At 56.9% G+C, this 15,185-nt stretch carries 10 protein-coding genes; 7 read left to right on the top strand and 3 right to left on the bottom strand.

Annotated elements, in window-relative coordinates:
• Nucleotides 1-103 precede the first annotated feature (103 nt).
• From AEAC466_RS39075 to AEAC466_RS39065, 3 genes are all read left to right on the top strand, one after another.
• Complete coding sequence (locus tag AEAC466_RS39075) at nt 104-580, top strand: hypothetical protein (RefSeq protein WP_023459378.1); 477 nt, start codon at nt 104-106, stop codon at nt 578-580.
• Between the two features lie 50 nt (nt 581-630).
• Entirely contained in the window at nt 631-1,578 is a 948-nt protein-coding gene (locus tag AEAC466_RS39070; RefSeq protein WP_023459377.1) for a magnesium transporter CorA family protein, read from the top strand.
• Nucleotides 1,579-2,364: 786 nt separating this feature from the next.
• Entirely contained in the window at nt 2,365-3,831 is a 1,467-nt protein-coding gene (locus tag AEAC466_RS39065) for a DHA2 family efflux MFS transporter permease subunit (protein WP_200863983.1), read from the top strand.
• A gap of 102 nt (nt 3,832-3,933) precedes the next feature.
• Here AEAC466_RS39065 and AEAC466_RS39060 read toward each other — a convergent pair whose 3' ends face one another.
• Together AEAC466_RS39060 and AEAC466_RS39055 are read right to left on the bottom strand one after the other, a co-directional pair.
• Nucleotides 3,934-6,111, bottom strand: a complete 2,178-nt coding sequence (locus AEAC466_RS39060; RefSeq protein ID WP_023459374.1) for a putative bifunctional diguanylate cyclase/phosphodiesterase — start codon at nt 6,109-6,111, stop codon at nt 3,934-3,936.
• 361 nt (nt 6,112-6,472) lie between these two features.
• Entirely contained in the window at nt 6,473-8,101 is a 1,629-nt protein-coding gene (locus AEAC466_RS39055) for a methyl-accepting chemotaxis protein (protein ID WP_023459373.1), read from the bottom strand.
• A gap of 546 nt (nt 8,102-8,647) precedes the next feature.
• Between AEAC466_RS39055 and AEAC466_RS39050 the strand changes: the two genes are divergently transcribed.
• Nucleotides 8,648-9,811: an alpha/beta hydrolase gene (locus tag AEAC466_RS39050; protein WP_023459372.1), complete on the top strand. Its 1,164-nt coding sequence runs from the start codon at nt 8,648-8,650 to the stop codon at nt 9,809-9,811.
• A gap of 19 nt (nt 9,812-9,830) precedes the next feature.
• Here the strand turns inward: AEAC466_RS39050 and AEAC466_RS39045 are convergent, their stop codons facing one another.
• Nucleotides 9,831-10,523 (bottom strand): TetR/AcrR family transcriptional regulator, encoded by a 693-nt coding sequence (locus tag AEAC466_RS39045; RefSeq protein ID WP_023459371.1) that lies wholly within the window; start codon nt 10,521-10,523, stop codon nt 9,831-9,833.
• Between the two features lie 276 nt (nt 10,524-10,799).
• On the opposite strand from AEAC466_RS39045, the gene AEAC466_RS39040 reads away from it, so the two are divergent.
• The 3 genes from AEAC466_RS39040 to AEAC466_RS39030 all read left to right on the top strand — a co-directional run bounded on the left by AEAC466_RS39040 (nt 10,800) and on the right by AEAC466_RS39030 (nt 15,111).
• A complete protein-coding gene (locus tag AEAC466_RS39040; protein ID WP_031239247.1) occupies nt 10,800-11,702 on the top strand; it encodes an alpha/beta fold hydrolase in 903 nt (300 codons plus the stop codon).
• A complete protein-coding gene (locus AEAC466_RS39035) occupies nt 11,699-12,523 on the top strand; it encodes an SDR family NAD(P)-dependent oxidoreductase (RefSeq protein WP_023459369.1) in 825 nt (274 codons plus the stop codon). The genes AEAC466_RS39040 and AEAC466_RS39035 overlap by 4 nt, the downstream gene beginning before the upstream one ends.
• Nucleotides 12,524-12,813: 290 nt before the next feature.
• A complete protein-coding gene (locus AEAC466_RS39030; protein WP_023459368.1) occupies nt 12,814-15,111 on the top strand; it encodes a TonB-dependent receptor in 2,298 nt (765 codons plus the stop codon).
• The last annotated feature ends 74 nt before the right edge of the window (nt 15,112-15,185 follow it).

Raw genomic sequence — 15,185 nt, 5'->3', positions numbered from 1 at the left:
CACGCTCCACTGTCGGTCACGCCGTTAGCCGTTGGCGTGGGCATTATACTTGCCGCCCTCTTGCTTTGGCCAAACAAGGCACGATAAGGCGAGCACATCCCATATGCGCATCGTGACTTTTTCAGCCCTGGCTGAGTTCCCGGCCCGTGTAGTCGCTCATACCAAAGCCTTGGCGTCTGATCCAAGGGCCGAGGCCGCCGAAGGTTCCGCAGCAGATGACGCGATCGAACAACTCAAACACAGTCTGGATTTCGAGATACAGACGTTTCAGTCGGACCTGACGTGCGTGCTGCTGGAAGAGCGTCCGGCGTTGTCGTTTCGATGGGTTGAAACGACATGGGATGCCTCGGACGCCAAGGTCAAAGGGGATGAACTGGACACGCTGTTGGAAGCGTTTGAGACTGCGCGCAGTCGAACACTTAGCGTCTTGAATGATTTGACTGAGGATCAGTGGGTACGAACCGGCACGCTTAATGATGTCGAAATCTCAGCTTTAAGCTTGGCCCATAGCCTCTGCGCGCGCGATTTCGAGAGTCTGGCCGTGATACACCGGTCACTTACCAGATGTAGCGCCGCATAACGTCGATCAACACCACCGTTTCCCACATGAAGGCAGATCGGAACAGGGCTATGACATCGATACGGACCTTTCTCTACAACGCCGAAGGTCACGACGAAGAAATCCAGCTGACACACCGGCCTAGACGAATAGGCAAGAACCAGCTTCTTTGGGTTGACGGCTCTGGCGTTGATCTTGACGGTTTTATGCATCTGCCGCCAGATATGAAGGCAGCGCTGGCGGAAGAACGCGGAACCGGGAGTCTGGAAATTTTCGACACGTTTTACAGGTTTGTTATGCCATGCCCGTCCGCATCGAAAGGCAAACATTCGGCATCACTGGTTTTCATTGTCGGCAAGAGCTGGTTATTGACTGTTTCTGAGACACGCCCAAAATTCATGGACCGCTTTGTTGAAACGGACCGCGGCGAAACTTTGAACGGGCGTCTGACCCCATCAGCCTTTGCCGTGGCGCTCGTTGTTGAGCTCCTGGAGGTATACCGAGAAGAGGTTACCCGGATTGAAACGGAGATCGACAAGCTCGACAGCGCGATTTTCACCTCCAATGAAAAGCAGACTCTGCTTGAAACCTTGGCGAAATTGCGGGGCCAGGTGTCCAGGTTACGGAAATCCCTGGCGGAGGCGGCCAACACCATTCACGCGCTCACACGACCCGACTTTTTTGCTCATATTGAGGAGTCCGACCGGGTGTATTTCGAAGGCTTGGGCCGTATCTTAGAGCGTCTTCAGGATGCCGTGTCGAATGCCCGCGAAACGGTCATTGGCAGCTTTGATCTTTACACCACCCGGGTGGCTCAGGACACGAACAAACTGGTGAAAGCCCTGACGATCGTGACGGTCATCACAGGAATCGTCGGCGCAACGGCGGGTATCTTCGGCATGAATTTCGACACGCCATTTTTTCATTCCGGTGTCTCCGGCTTTTCCTATGTTACGGGATTGATGGTGGGATCGGCCGTGGCGATTGTGATCGTCGCGATTTGGCGGCGGTGGTTTTGATATCTGTCGTTTGATGATGAGCGATCACCGCGAACGGGCCGGGCGGAGGCAAGAGACGCAACGCTTTATAAGGGCACAATAGGCTGGCGCGAATATGGACGTCGCGTATGCATGTTCACACCTTGATATCCGACATGATGCAAGGAACCACAACCTAAACCGGTGACAGGTATCGATGCGTTAGAGATGTAAGATATAAGGGACCGCTATCAACGGCAGACTGGCGGCACAATCGGTTTGAAACCCAACTGAGCCGCCGATCAAATTTAAGCCACGGCGCGGAGCGTATCTTTTGTTTCTTGAACCTGATCCGTGGCCTTCGGATTGGGCCCACCATTGCCAAATGGCATAATGGATGTTCGCTGCGGACGCCAGGTTTCTTTGGAACTGCGCCAGCTCATCGCTTTGATATGCGATCAGGTCCTTGACGGTGCGAACCTGGAAAGCCTGCTATCCGAGGGTATTCATTCGATAAAATGGGGAGACGTATCGGACATGTGGTTTGCCTGATATTGCCTTCAGTTTCAGACGGAGGCCCGGTGGCAACTAAGGTTAGCACAGTCTCGTATAATTGCGTGGCAGGCCTTGTTCGCAGATGCACAAAGAACGGGTAAGTGCGCCGCATCCAGACGAATGTAAGCCGTGAGGCAAGTTTGACAAATTGACAGTCAAAACTTGCGGCCACTGTCGCCTTTTGGCACGAATGGTCGCTAGAGGCAGGCTGTGATTGCCTTTGGCGGCAACCCTACGTGAACGAGATCGGCTCAAAAGCTCATGACCACAGACATGCAATCTCCATTGGATCCTGAGCCCGTCGGGATCACAGAAGACCACGGCGCCCGCAACAGGCTTGTGATCGGCCTTCTGCTGGTCTCGGCCTTTGTCGTGATCCTGAACGAAACCCTTATGATTGTGGCTCTGCCGCATCTGATGAAGGACCTCGGTGTTACGGCCAGCTCTGCGCAATGGCTATCGACGGCCTTCATGCTGACCATGGCTGTGGTAATCCCCATCACAGGTTTCCTTTTGCAACGCCTGAACACCCGGCCGGTTTTTATTCTGGCCATGTCGCTATTTTGCCTGGGCACATTGATCTCGGCGTTAGCGCCGGGCTTTGTTATCCTGGTCATTGGACGAATTGTGCAGGCGTCAGGCACGGCCATTATGATGCCGCTTCTGATGACGACGGTTATGACTCTCGTGCCGCCTGAATCCCGAGGCAAGACCATGGGCAATATTTCCATTGTCATCTCGGTTGCCCCGGCGCTTGGCCCGACCATCTCCGGGCTGATCCTTTCGGTCCTGGACTGGCGGTGGATGTTCCTGCTCGTGCTGCCGATCGCTTTGGGCGCACTGGCTTTAGGGGCGGCACGGATCCAGAATGTGTCCGTTCCAAACAAGGCGCCGATCGATATTCTCTCGATTTTCCTGTCAGCCATAGGCTTCGGAGGTTTCGTCTACGGCCTGAGCGGACTGGGGGAGGCGGCCCTCCATGTCCCCGTCATATCGCCGTGGATTCCCTTGCTGATAGGAGCCGCCGTCATCGCGATCTTCATCATGCGGCAGAGATTTTTGGAGAGAGAGAACCGCGCCCTGCTCGACATGCGCACATTGAGCCACAGACGCTTCACAATCGCCATGGCGATGATGGCCATCCTCATGATGTCGATGTTCGGCGCGTTCATCCTCCTGCCGATCTATCTCCAAAATGTCCTGGGCCTAACGACATTACAGGCCGGACTTTTGCTTTTGCCGGGCGGCCTTATCATGGGGCTATGTGCGCCGACCGTTGGCAGTCTGTTTGACAAGCATGGTCCCGTGCCACTGGTTATTCCAGGCGCTATTCTCCTAAGCCTTGCCTTATGGGGGCTGACCTTCATCCAGCGGGATACGTCGGTCTGGCTGTTACTGATCGCCCACCTGACGCTAAGCGTTGGCCTCGCCCTAATGTTCACGCCGTTATTCACGGTCAGCCTGGGGGCATTGCCGCCACATTTGTATTCGCACGGGAGCGCCATGCTCGGCGCTACACAGCAAGTGGCGGGTGCGGCGGGCACGGCCCTGTTTGTTGCCATCATGACGCTGGAGAGCGCAGGCTTGGCCGCTGCGGGGGCTGATTTGCATTCGGTAACGACCGGTGGCATAAAGGCCGCCTTCCTATGTGGCGCCGTTATCTCCCTTGGTGCAGTCGTTGCTGCGTTCTTCATCAGAAAGCCGGAAGCGCCGTCGCCTGGCACGGTTGGAAGCCACTGACAAGATGACTGGACGAGTTCTTCGAGACGTTTGCGGATGCGTAGAGTTGAGTTCGAAGCCGTAACCAGGCATGTTGATTACTTGCTCGGTAGCACGGCAGTGCTATGATGCCCGTCTGGCCAGACCGAGGCTTCTGTTTCTCCAGTCAAAGCGCCACGCTTCGAGCATATCGGCAGACATCGGACGGCCTACGAAATATCCCTGGATTTCGTCGCATCCCTGGTCTCGTAACAGTTCGAACTGAATCCCGGTCTCGACCCCCTCCGCAATGACCGGGACATCGATGGCGTGGGCCAGACCGATTACCGCCCGGATGATGGCGCGGGCGTGGACCCCGCGTTCAAGGCCGTTGACAAAACTTCGATCGATTTTGATCTTGTCGAAGGAGAAGGTCTGAAGATAACTTAGCGAAGAATAGCCCGTCCCAAAATCGTCCATGGCTATCCGAATGCCCAATGCCTTCAAGCGGCGGAGCGTGTGAAGACCGCGATCAGTGTTTTCGATCAGGATGCTCTCGGTAACCTCAAGTTCCAAACGGTTTGGCGCAAGGCCGGTTCGAATAAGGAGTTCTTGGATAAATTCGACCAGGTCATCTTCAAAAATTTGCAGCGCCGACAGGTTTACCGATATGCCATTAGGGTCTTGCCAATGTGCGGCCGTATTACAGGCACTTTCGAGGATCCATCTGCCAAGACAGCCGATCAAACCGCTCTCTTCCGCCACCTGAATGAATTGCACCGGACTGATCTCACCCAAGTGCGGATGCGTCCAGCGCGCCAATGCTTCAAATCCAATTATCGCACTGTCGCTGAGCCGGACCTGCGGCTGGTAAGCCACCCATAAATTGTCGGCAGGATTGGCCAAGGCTACGCGTAAGTCCCCTTCAAGCGTGCGCCGCCGATGTAAAGCTTCAGCCATAGTCAGATCAAAAGCACGCCAAACGCCTTTCCCATCCGATTTTGCCTGGTAAAGCGCCATATCCGCGTGTCTGACAACCATGTCCATATCGTCGGCATCTTGTGGGAACACGGCGAACCCCGCGCTGGCGCCGGCCTTTATACCTGTCCCTACGAGGCGGTTCTGAATGGCGGTGTCAAGGGCGCTAATAATCTCATGGGCGCGGGCTTCTGCCTGTTCCTTCCGGCGAACGGCGACCTGAAGCAAAACGAATTCATCACCGCCAAGGCGGGCAACGACATCGCCATTACGTGCCGCCGATTTGAGCGTATCTGCCACGATACATAAGACCTCATCTCCGACGGGATGTCCCAGCCCGTCATTAATTTCCTTAAACCGATCTAGATCGATCATATGAAGTGCAAGCGATGTCTTTTGGCGGATCGACCTTTGTGCTTCTTCGAACAGGCGTGTCTGGAAAAAGGCTCTGTTCGCCAGACCTGTCAGCATGTCGTTGTGGGCAAGGTATTGAATTTTATCTTCATATTCACGCTTTTCAAGCGCCAGTCGGCACAGCCGACCGCAGATGTCGACCATATGGCTCATGAATGCGGTTTGCGGTAACGGTTGCTGCGCATAAAAGGCAAAGGTACCAGCGACACTGCCGTCCTTAGCGCAGATTGGAATCGACCAGCAGGTCGTAAAGCCCATTGGGGCAACGGCGTCGCGAAAATCCTCCCAAAGCGGATCGTTTGGGATATCATGCACGAGAACCTGTTCCCCACGAAACGCTGCGGTTCCACAAGACCCAACTTTGGGGCCTATCCTTATACCGTCGATTGCGCGACAGTAGCGATCAGGCAGGTTTGGCGCCGCGATATGCCGCAGCCGCCCATCTGCATCGACGCGTAATATCGACATGCTTACACCGCGCAAGAATTGCTCTACTTCGGTGCATAGCAGGTTGAGAATCTGGCCTACCGGTCTGTCCTGGATCAAGGCTTCCAGGATCTTATGATATAGGCCGTCATGGAGCTTGGCATAGGTGATGTCCGTCAACGTCACTACCTGCCTTATAGGGGCCCCGGCTTCGCTAATCGTGCGAATGCTTAATTGAATCCAAACGGGATGGTCGGATTGATCGCGAATGAGAAATTCATCGTGACTCTTCCCCTCGCGCCGCAAGTGCTCGATGGAAGCGGCTATTTCAGGGCAGTGAATGTGTAGCGGCTTTTCAAGCAAACCGTCCGCCCCAATGCCGATGAGGTGAAAAAATTGGCCGTTAATTGACAAGACATGGGCCTGATCATCGACGATTATAGCCGCGGCGTTGACTTCCTTGAACGCTCGCGAGGTAAGCCAAAGGCTTTCGTCTTCTGCCATTGCCGCCGTCCCGAAGCAACATTTGCTATCCGGCAAATTATTAATGGCGCTTATGCTTGACATCTCTTCGGTCTATACCCTGTTGCGGGACAACCCTATAGGAAAGACCTGAATACAGGACTAATATTTAGCATTAATGTGCGCGCAAGTTTATTAAAGTGGCGGACTTTTATTAAACTGCGAAAGCTTGGATTGCATACGTCTTTGACCGTCGAACACGGGTTCTCCAGTCTGGTTGCGCCTGAGCCAAGAGGCCAACACTATACATCGAAAGTTTGATGGGAAGGCCTTCTAAACCTATGAAGCGTGGAAGCGTAGGCAGTACCGCGCGTATCGAAGGCCTTCCCTGACTTGCGACGATTCAAGCGACCTTGGACAGGCGCATGAAATCATCCATCTGAGTCTGGAGCATGCCGGCCTGCTGTGCCAATTCCCCGGATGCGTTCAGCATCTGGCCGGCAGCGGCACCAGTCTCTTCCGCAGCCTGCGCGACACCTACCATGTTCTCCGTAACGTGACGCGTTCCGATCGAGGCCTGAGCAACGGCTTGCACAATTTCGCCGGTGGCGGCACTTTGCTGCTCAACCGCTACGGCGATATTGTTGGCCGTCTTCTGGATTTCGCCGATGGTGCCGTTGATCGCCTGAATGGCCTCAACGGCTCGCTCGGAGGACGATTGAATTTGCATGATCGTCTTACCGATTTCGGTCGTTGCACGGCTGGTCTGGGTTGCCAATTGCTTGACTTCCGAGGCGACCACGGCAAAGCCGCGTCCTGCTTCGCCGGCGCGTGCCGATTCGATCGCCGCGTTTAATGCCAAGAGGTTGGTCTGGCTGGCAATATTTGAAATGATGTCGACCACATCTCCAATGCCGGCTGCCAACTGGTTCAACTCGTCCACGACTTTCATCGCCTTGTCCGCTTCGAGCACAGCGTGTGCTGAAATTTCCGTCGACGCATGAATTTGGCGGCTGATTTCAGTGATGGATGCACCGAGTTGCTCGGCCGCTCCCGCCACGGATGTCACATTGCTGCCGGCTTCCTCAGCCGCGCTTGAAACGGTCACCGATTGCGAGCTGGTTTGGTGCGCAGAGGCACTGAGTTGTGTGGCTGTGGCTTGCATCTCTGTAGAGGCTGAGGAGACGATCGACACTATGCCGTTCACCGAACGCGCCATGTCGCGAGAGCGTAGGGCATTCCCGCGAAACACCTCAAGGCCGCGCGCAATATCGCCGCATTCGTCCCTGCGCTCAAGCCCGGCGATTTTGATATCCAGCTTGCCATCGGCTAGGTCGCGCAATTGCTCGACGGCTTTGATGACGGGATTTGAAATCCCGAAGGTCGCCAGCACGTAACCGCCGATCATCCCGATCAGAACGCCTGTAGCGGCTACGATTATCATGGCCATTGCTGCGGCCTGAGCTTGACGGCTCTGCGCAGAAGCTGTCTGCGTACCGAGGTGCTCGGCGGCATCTGCGTAGGCGTCGAGCTTCTTGGCGAAGTCGTCCGAACCAGCGCGGCTTTTCTTGACGTGATCCAGCATATCGGCCGCGTTCGCGGCGAGCGCAGCTTGTCCGGCATGACGTTCCGCCATATCGAACGTGGTTGCTCGGGACGCTTTGTACTGCGTGTAGGCGGCTTTAATGTCCTCCAGTTGACGGCGTTGCGCGTCGTCTGTCACGCTTGCGACAGCTGAACTGAGCTGTTTCTCGAAGTTTGCGTCGCGCTCGACGGTTGACTGGCGAATCTGTGCGATCGTGCCGTTCGAAAAATCGGTCATGGCCTTGTATTCAGAGCGGTTCATGGCGGCCGCCAGGGCGGACATTCGTGCCGACGCGGTAGCGGCGCCATCAACCTGGTCTACCTGCACGATAGCCTTGCCCAGCGCTTGGATGCGATTAACTCCGAAAGCGGCGACGCCTCCGGTCAGTAAGACAAGGACTCCGACCAGGGCCAATAGTTTCGTTTTAATTTTCACGGTACTCAACATTACAAGCCTCCTCCGATGGCTAAAGCCTATGGTTGATTATTGTGGTTGAGGAAGCGTTAATTTATGGCTGCATTTTTATTAAATGCAACTATAGGTCTAAATTCGAAACGAATAGCCGATACCCGAAAATGAGGCAAAGGGAATGCGCTGAAGGAACGAGTCGAAGGCAATCCGCGCGAATGCCTTCGCCACAAGGCAGAAGGCGAAGCATCTGCATCGACTATCAAGACATTCATTGTGTTGGTGTGATCCTGAAACCAATAAAAAACCACTTCAGTCAGACCGGCGTTGCCAGCTGACTAAAGACGGCGTTGCCTGGGCAGCGAACCCATCTTCGAACCGCTGCTTCATACAGCAGATGGCACATTCGCACCTGTGCAAGGCTGTAATTCGGCTTTCAAGTCCGCCAGATACCCGCTGTCGCGATTGTGGGTCGGCCTTTTGATAAAGTGGCGTTGCTGGCTTGCCGGGCGATCTGGTGAAGCCCCTTTTCCTTTTCCGCTGTTTGACGTATGCGTAAAGATAAACACAAAAAGGGCAGGGACAATGATCAGATTCGTTCTATTGGCCGCGGTGGCCGTTCTGGGGCTGGCAGGGAGCGCAATGGCGGAACCGATCGCAGCCACGCCTGCCGAGCAGGTGCAACTTGACGCGCTGTATCAACCGGAAGACTGGTTTGTGTCCCACCTGAAAGGGCCGCGCGAAACGGCCAATGGCGCCATTTTAGACGCCCGCCTTCAATATGTCCTGGAAACCGTTACCCGCCCTGCGTCGGCGCCGGCGGTTCAGGCCTATCTGCGCAGCAGCTATGCCACAGCGCAAGGCCGGGACGCTGCCCGTACGGCGCTCGATCGCTATTGGGCATTGCGCACCCTGGAGACGGCCGCGATGCAGACCGTGTCCGATGACATGGTCACAGGCCGCGCTGGCGATGGTATCGCTGTGCGCATCTACCAGCCGAAGTCTACCGAAAAGCGGCTGCCAGTCCTGGTCTACTACCACGGCGGCGGTTTCATGTTCGGCAGTATCGAAGGCTGGGACCGGGCCATGCGCCTGATTGCTAACGAAGGGCGGGTCATTGTCGTGTCTGTGGCCTACCGGCTGGCTCCGGAGCATCCGTATCCCGCCGCCTGGAACGATGCCGAAGACGCCTATGATTGGACGCTCTCGCATATCCGTGCGTTCGGCGGAGACGCCCGTGCGGTTGCCGTCGGGGGAGACAGCGCGGGCGGCACCTTGGCCATATCGGTCGCCCTACGCGCGGCGAAGGCGAAAAAGACCGGTCCATCGGCATTGCTGCTGTATTACCCGGGCGTCGATCGCGAGGGTGTTTATCCGTCGATGAAGACCTTTGGGACGGGCTATGGTCTGGATGCGGATGCGCTCGCCTACTTGGCCGGTCTGGTCTATCCGGCAGGGTCGGCAACGACATCGGCGGACACGTCGCCCATGCAGGCGGACCTGTGTCCGATGCCGCAAAGCTTGATCGTGACGGCGGGGTTCGATCCGCTGAGCGGTTCGCAACTGGCCTTTGCCGCGCGGCTGAAAGACAAGGGGTGCCCCGTCGAGGTGAGGACCTACGGCACCTTGATACATGCCTTTCTGCAAACCACGGGTTATGTGCCTGACGCCGCCGCTGCGGCGACGGAGACGGCGCGGCGGTTCGGCGAGATGGTGCGCCACCCCGCCAAGGGACGGACGTGCAAGTAAGACGCTGTGGCGTTCGCGTTCAGTCGTTGGCGGCGGCTGTAAATCCGCGCGCAAAGAAGGTGACCAGATGGCGGTAGGCGTCATGGGCGTCTGCCGAATGGCATAACCCATGCGACAGGTGGTCGATACGGCCGGTATCTGCCATGGTCAGGGTCAGGGCGCCCGTCAGGAAGTGATAGGCCCAATAGAGTTCACGTTCCTTGGCCTGTGGCAAGGCGATCCGGAGCGCGCTTATGAGTTTGGCTATGAGTTCGTCAAAATGGGTGCTCATCATTTCGGCGAACACCGCCGATGAATTGACCTGCGCGACAAGGCGGCAATAGTTGCGCCATCCAGGGTCGCTGCTGGCCTGGGCCTCCAAAACCGGCTGGATGAAGGCGTGCAGAATATCTTCGACCGACGGCCGTCCGTCACCGGCTGCCGCGATAACAGCGTCGATGCCGGCGCTGCGTGCCTGGTTCAATACCTCTGCCCGGCGATGGAAAACGGCGTCGAACAGGCCGCGTTTCGAACCGAAATAATAGTTGGGAAGCGCGACATCGACTTCGGCTATTTCGGCGACCTGGCGCACCGTAACACCATAGAAGCCGCGCGACGAAAACAATTCCTCAGCCGCATCCAGCAGGCGCCGACGGCGCTGCGGCGATTCCTTTGGTGTCGTCGCCTTTCGGGCGGCGGGCGTCTTATGGAAGCTGGAATCGGCAGGCGGCAAATCGAAAATTTCCTATAAATTCAGGTACACGCAGGCAGAACGCGGCGCGTCGGCGTTGTGTGCGACGTCTTTATGACTGTGTGGCATGGATAGGCGAGTGTCGTCAAATTCAACATCTGTTGAATTTTATGTTGACATTCAACGTTTGTTGAAAAATACTCAAACGACAAAAAGCCGGACACATAGCCGGTATAGGGACGGGAAGCTCGGAACAGGTCTGCGCTCAGGCGCGGCGCCTTGGGCGTTTTCATCCCGAAGGTCGGGGGCGAAAACAGGATGACGGACTTTTCCGATATCTATTATGCCAGCAGCGATGGACGCCTGCCGCTCTATGCCCGCGACTACGGGCTGCCGCAGCAAGGGTCGCTGCAAGGGATTCCGCAGAATGGGCCCGCTATACTCTGTCTACACGGCTTGACGCGTAACAGTGCCGATTTCCATGACCTGGCCATGCATCTCAAGGGGCGATACCGCGTCATTTGCGCCGACCAGAGAGGGCGCGGCCGGTCGCAATGGGACCCGGACGCCATTAACTATCAACCGTTGATTTACGCTGCGGATATGGTTCGCCTGCTCGACTATCTGAGCCTTGACCGCGTTATCGTGATCGGCACCTCCATGGGCGGCCTGATGGCGATGATATTGGGGACGATGGCTCGTACCAGACTGGTGGCCGTTGTCATGAATGATGTCGGTCCCGAGCTCGATCCGGCCGGGCTGGCGCGTATAGCCAGCTATACGGGCAAGACCCCGCCGGCCGCTAATTGGGCGCAAGCTGCCGAACTGGCGAAACTGACTAATGGCGTTGCCTTTCCCGACTACGGTCCTGACGACTGGGTGGCGTTCGCCCGTCGCCTTTATACAGAAAATGCCGAGGGCGTGCCGGTTCTTGCCTATGACCCGGCTATATCAGGCGGGCTGAAGGCCGATACACAAACACCTGTGGTGCCGCCTGATCTGTGGGCGATGTGGGACGCGTTGGCTGGCTTGCCGATCCTGGCCATTCGCGGGGCGCTGTCCGATCTGCTCAGTGCGCGGACTTTGGAAAAGATGGCGCAGCGTCATGACGGCTTGAAGACGGTCACTGTTCCAAACCGGGGGCATGCGCCCATGCTGGATGAGCCCGAAGCGATTGCGGCCATTGATGCCTTTCTTGCGGAGCCGCGAGTATCCGCATGAATACGCAAGCTTTTCTCAATGGTCGCACCGCTCTGATCACCGGCTCTGTTCAAGGCATCGGCCTGGCCATCGCCACCGCTATGGCGACGGCCGGCGCGCGCGTCGCCCTCCATGGTCTGGCTACGCCTGAGCAGGTCGAGAGCGCGATCGAGATCATGCGCCAGGCGGGCGCGCCCGACGTTCGTTTTTTCCCCGGGGATCTGCGTGACGCCGCTGCCATCACCGGGCTTATGACGGCTGTGTCGCAATGGACGGGCGGGCAGGGTGGCCCCGATATCCTAATCAACAACGCAGGCATACAAAAGACAGTCAGTTTTTCGGAGATCACCGACGATATCTGGACCGATCTCATCACAGTCAATCTGACCGGCGCCTTTCGCACCATGCGCCTGGCCTTGCCTCAAATGGCCCGGCGCGGATACGGGCGGGTCATCAATATTGCTTCGGTTCACGGACTGGTCGCTTCGACCGACAAGGGCCCCTATGTTGCCGCCAAGCACGGCCTGATCGGTTTGTCCAAGGTTGCCGCCTTGGAATATGCTCGCGCCGGAACGCGCGACGGCGGTGGCGTCACCGTCAACTGTATTTGTCCGGGCTGGACCGAAACGGCATTGATCGAACCCCAGATACGCAGCCGGGCGGCAAGCCTTGGTGGCGATCGGGCCGCCGGCATCGCCAGTTTGTTGGCCGACAAGCAGCCGACCCAACGTTTGTCCGCGCCGTCTGAAATCGGCCTGCTGTCTTTATGGCTGACCTCGCCTTTGGCGCACAATATTACCGGGACCGCCATTCCGATCGATGGGGGGTGGACCGCGCGGTGAATGTGTTTTCTATTGCTGTAGGCCAATACATATTTCCTTCGCTTTAATGTATTGACGTAAATTAATTCTTCTAATTTTAAAATGAAAATACATTTATGTATTTTCACGTATATCTGTGTGCTTAATATATTATATTGCCCATTTGTTGTAAAATTGCCGCTGTATTTACTATAGTTTCGGCGATCGTTTCCAAATTTACATTTTATCTTTACATAAATAACAACTGAATACACCTTGCCAAATATGCGGTGAGACAAATTAGAAGCGCACCGCTTACAGGGAACCGAAACATGAAATCGAATCTCAAGCTTGCCTTGCTTGCTGGGGTGGCCTCCTCCAGCCTCATTCTGTCGCCTGCCACTTTCGCGCAAGGCGTAGCCCCAAGCGCCGCAGCCGCCGACGATACCGTGACGGTCGTCGTGTCCGCCCGCCGTCGCGACGAGTCGCTGAAGGACGTGCCCGTCGCGGTCACGTCCTATTCGGCGGAAAAACTGGGCCGCACCGGCGCGCCCGACATCACCTCCTTGCAGCAGACCACACCGAACCTGACCTTACAGGTGGCGCGCGGCTCGAACTCGACGCTCATCGCCTTCATTCGGGGGGTGGGGCAGCAGGATCCCCTGTGGGGCTTCGAACCCGGCGTCGGGCTTTATGTGGACGACGTTTATATCGCCCGTCCCCAGGGCGCCGTGCTGGATATCTATGATGTGCAGCGCATCGAAGTGCTGCGCGGGCCCCAAGGGACCCTATACGGGCGCAACACCATTGGCGGCGCGGTCAAGTATGTGACCCGCCCGCTGGGTCGCAAGCCGACCTTCACCGCCAAGGTCAATCTCGGTTCATACAATCAACGCGACCTGATCCTGTCAGGGGCCTTGCCCTTGACGGACAGCCTGACTGTCGGCGCCGCCGTGGCCAGCGAAAAGCATGACGGCTATGGTAAAAACCTCCTCACGGGCGCTCAGCAGTATGACAAGGACGTAACTGCCTATCGCATAAGCGCCGATTATCATCCGAACGAGCAGTTTTCGGCGCGCCTGGCCTATGACAACTTCACCGACAACTCCTCACCCAAACAGGGCCACCGTGAAGTCATCGCCAAGAATGCCTTTGGCGGCCCCCTCTATACCGGCGCGAACGCCTACCTCGGACTGCCGACTGCCAGCGTTTATGACACCTATGCCGGCATCGGCGACAAGAATAAGGTGACCAATGAGGGCGCTTCGGCGACCCTGGCCTATAAGTTCAACGATACCTGGAGCGTCAAATCGATCTCCGCCGTCCGCAAGGGCCGTACCGACACCCTTATTGACTTCGATGGAACGCCGAAGAACGCGCTCGATGTTCAGGCCTATTATGCCGACACGCAGGTTACGCAGGAATTGCAGACCATCTATTCCGGCCAGCATTGGAACACAGTGGCAGGTCTGTTCTATCTTAACTCGACCTCCGAAGGCGCCTTCGACACCATCCTGGGCACCTATGACGCCTATGCCGCACTGGGGCCGGTCTATGCGAAATTCGCCAATGGTTTGACCGCCCTGACCCAAGGCAAGGTGCGGACTCAGTCCTGGGCCTTCTTCTTCGACTCGAGCGTCAAGGTCAATGACAAGCTGTCCTTCTCGGTCGGGGGGCGCTACACCGAAGATCACAAGACCGGCTCGGTCTACAAGGCCAACTATTACGGCCCGCATAGCCCGGCATTCGGCGGTACGGTGTTCCTGACGGCATCACCTGACCTGAAAACCAACTATACAAACCAGCGGACCTTCTCGGCCTTTACGCCGCGTCTGTCTCTGTCCTACGCCTTTACGCCTGCGGTCACGGGCTACGCGTCGGTTTCGAGCGGGTTTAAGTCGGGCGGCTTCGACATGCGCGGTGACGCCTCGGTGACACCGTCGACGGTCAACGGATACAAGCCGGAGCATGTCACCACCCAGGAAGCCGGCCTCAAGGGCTCGATCTTTGACAACCGTCTGAATTTCTCTGCGGACGTCTTCTCATCGAAATATACCGATGTGCAGATCACGCGCCAGACGACGGTTGGTACGACCGTCGCCTCCCAGGTCGAAAATGCCGGCAAGGCGTCGATCAAGGGCGCTGAGTTCGAAGGCACCCTTCGTGTTACCAACGGCCTCACCGTCTCGACCTCAATCGGTTACATCGACGCCAAATACGACGAATTCTTTAGCTACAACGTGACCACGGGCGTGACGACCAACCTGGCCGGCAGCGCATCGTTCCAGAACACACCCAAATGGACCAACAGCTTCGGTGCCACCTATCGCACCACCATTGCCGGCGGCCAGTTCGTAATTGCCCCGCAAGCCAGCTATCGTTCCAAGATGCAGATGTTCGAGTTTGCCGTGCCGGCGCTCGATCAGAATGCCTTCTGGCTCTATGACCTGGGCGCCAGTTGGACGACCCCGGATGGCCGTTACAAGATCGGCGCCTATGGACGTAACCTGTCCGATGAACGCTATCGCGTCGGCGGATACAACTTCCCGACAGCAGGCTTTGGCAATTCGGTGACCGCCTATTACGGTCCGCCTAAGACCTTCATGGTTTCGCTGGAATACAAATACTAGGCCCATATCCAGGAAGCGGCGGTTCGGGCATGGCCTGAGCCGTCGTTTCTGTTATGGCTATGCAGAACACGGAC

Source organism: Asticcacaulis sp. AC466 (assembly GCF_000495815.1).
Classification (GTDB): Bacteria; Pseudomonadota; Alphaproteobacteria; order Caulobacterales; family Caulobacteraceae; genus Asticcacaulis.
Note: the sequence above shows the minus strand (reverse complement) of the source record. Positions and strands in the feature narration are given on the sequence as shown.

Bases quoted from the DNA above. Each gene is read 5' to 3' on its own strand.
- AEAC466_RS39075 (WP_023459378.1), top strand. From the start codon at position 104: ATGCGCATCGTGACTTTTTCAGCCCTGGCTGAGTTCCCGGCCCGTGTA.
- AEAC466_RS39070 (WP_023459377.1), top strand. From the start codon at position 631: ATGACATCGATACGGACCTTTCTCTACAACGCCGAAGGTCACGACGAA.
- AEAC466_RS39065 (WP_200863983.1), top strand. From the start codon at position 2,365: ATGCAATCTCCATTGGATCCTGAGCCCGTCGGGATCACAGAAGACCAC.
- AEAC466_RS39060 (WP_023459374.1), bottom strand. From the start codon at position 6,111: ATGGCAGAAGACGAAAGCCTTTGGCTTACCTCGCGAGCGTTCAAGGAA.
- AEAC466_RS39055 (WP_023459373.1), bottom strand. From the start codon at position 8,101: ATGTTGAGTACCGTGAAAATTAAAACGAAACTATTGGCCCTGGTCGGA.
- AEAC466_RS39050 (WP_023459372.1), top strand. From the start codon at position 8,648: ATGATCAGATTCGTTCTATTGGCCGCGGTGGCCGTTCTGGGGCTGGCA.
- AEAC466_RS39040 (WP_031239247.1), top strand. From the start codon at position 10,800: ATGACGGACTTTTCCGATATCTATTATGCCAGCAGCGATGGACGCCTG.
- AEAC466_RS39035 (WP_023459369.1), top strand. From the start codon at position 11,699: ATGAATACGCAAGCTTTTCTCAATGGTCGCACCGCTCTGATCACCGGC.
- AEAC466_RS39030 (WP_023459368.1), top strand. From the start codon at position 12,814: ATGAAATCGAATCTCAAGCTTGCCTTGCTTGCTGGGGTGGCCTCCTCC.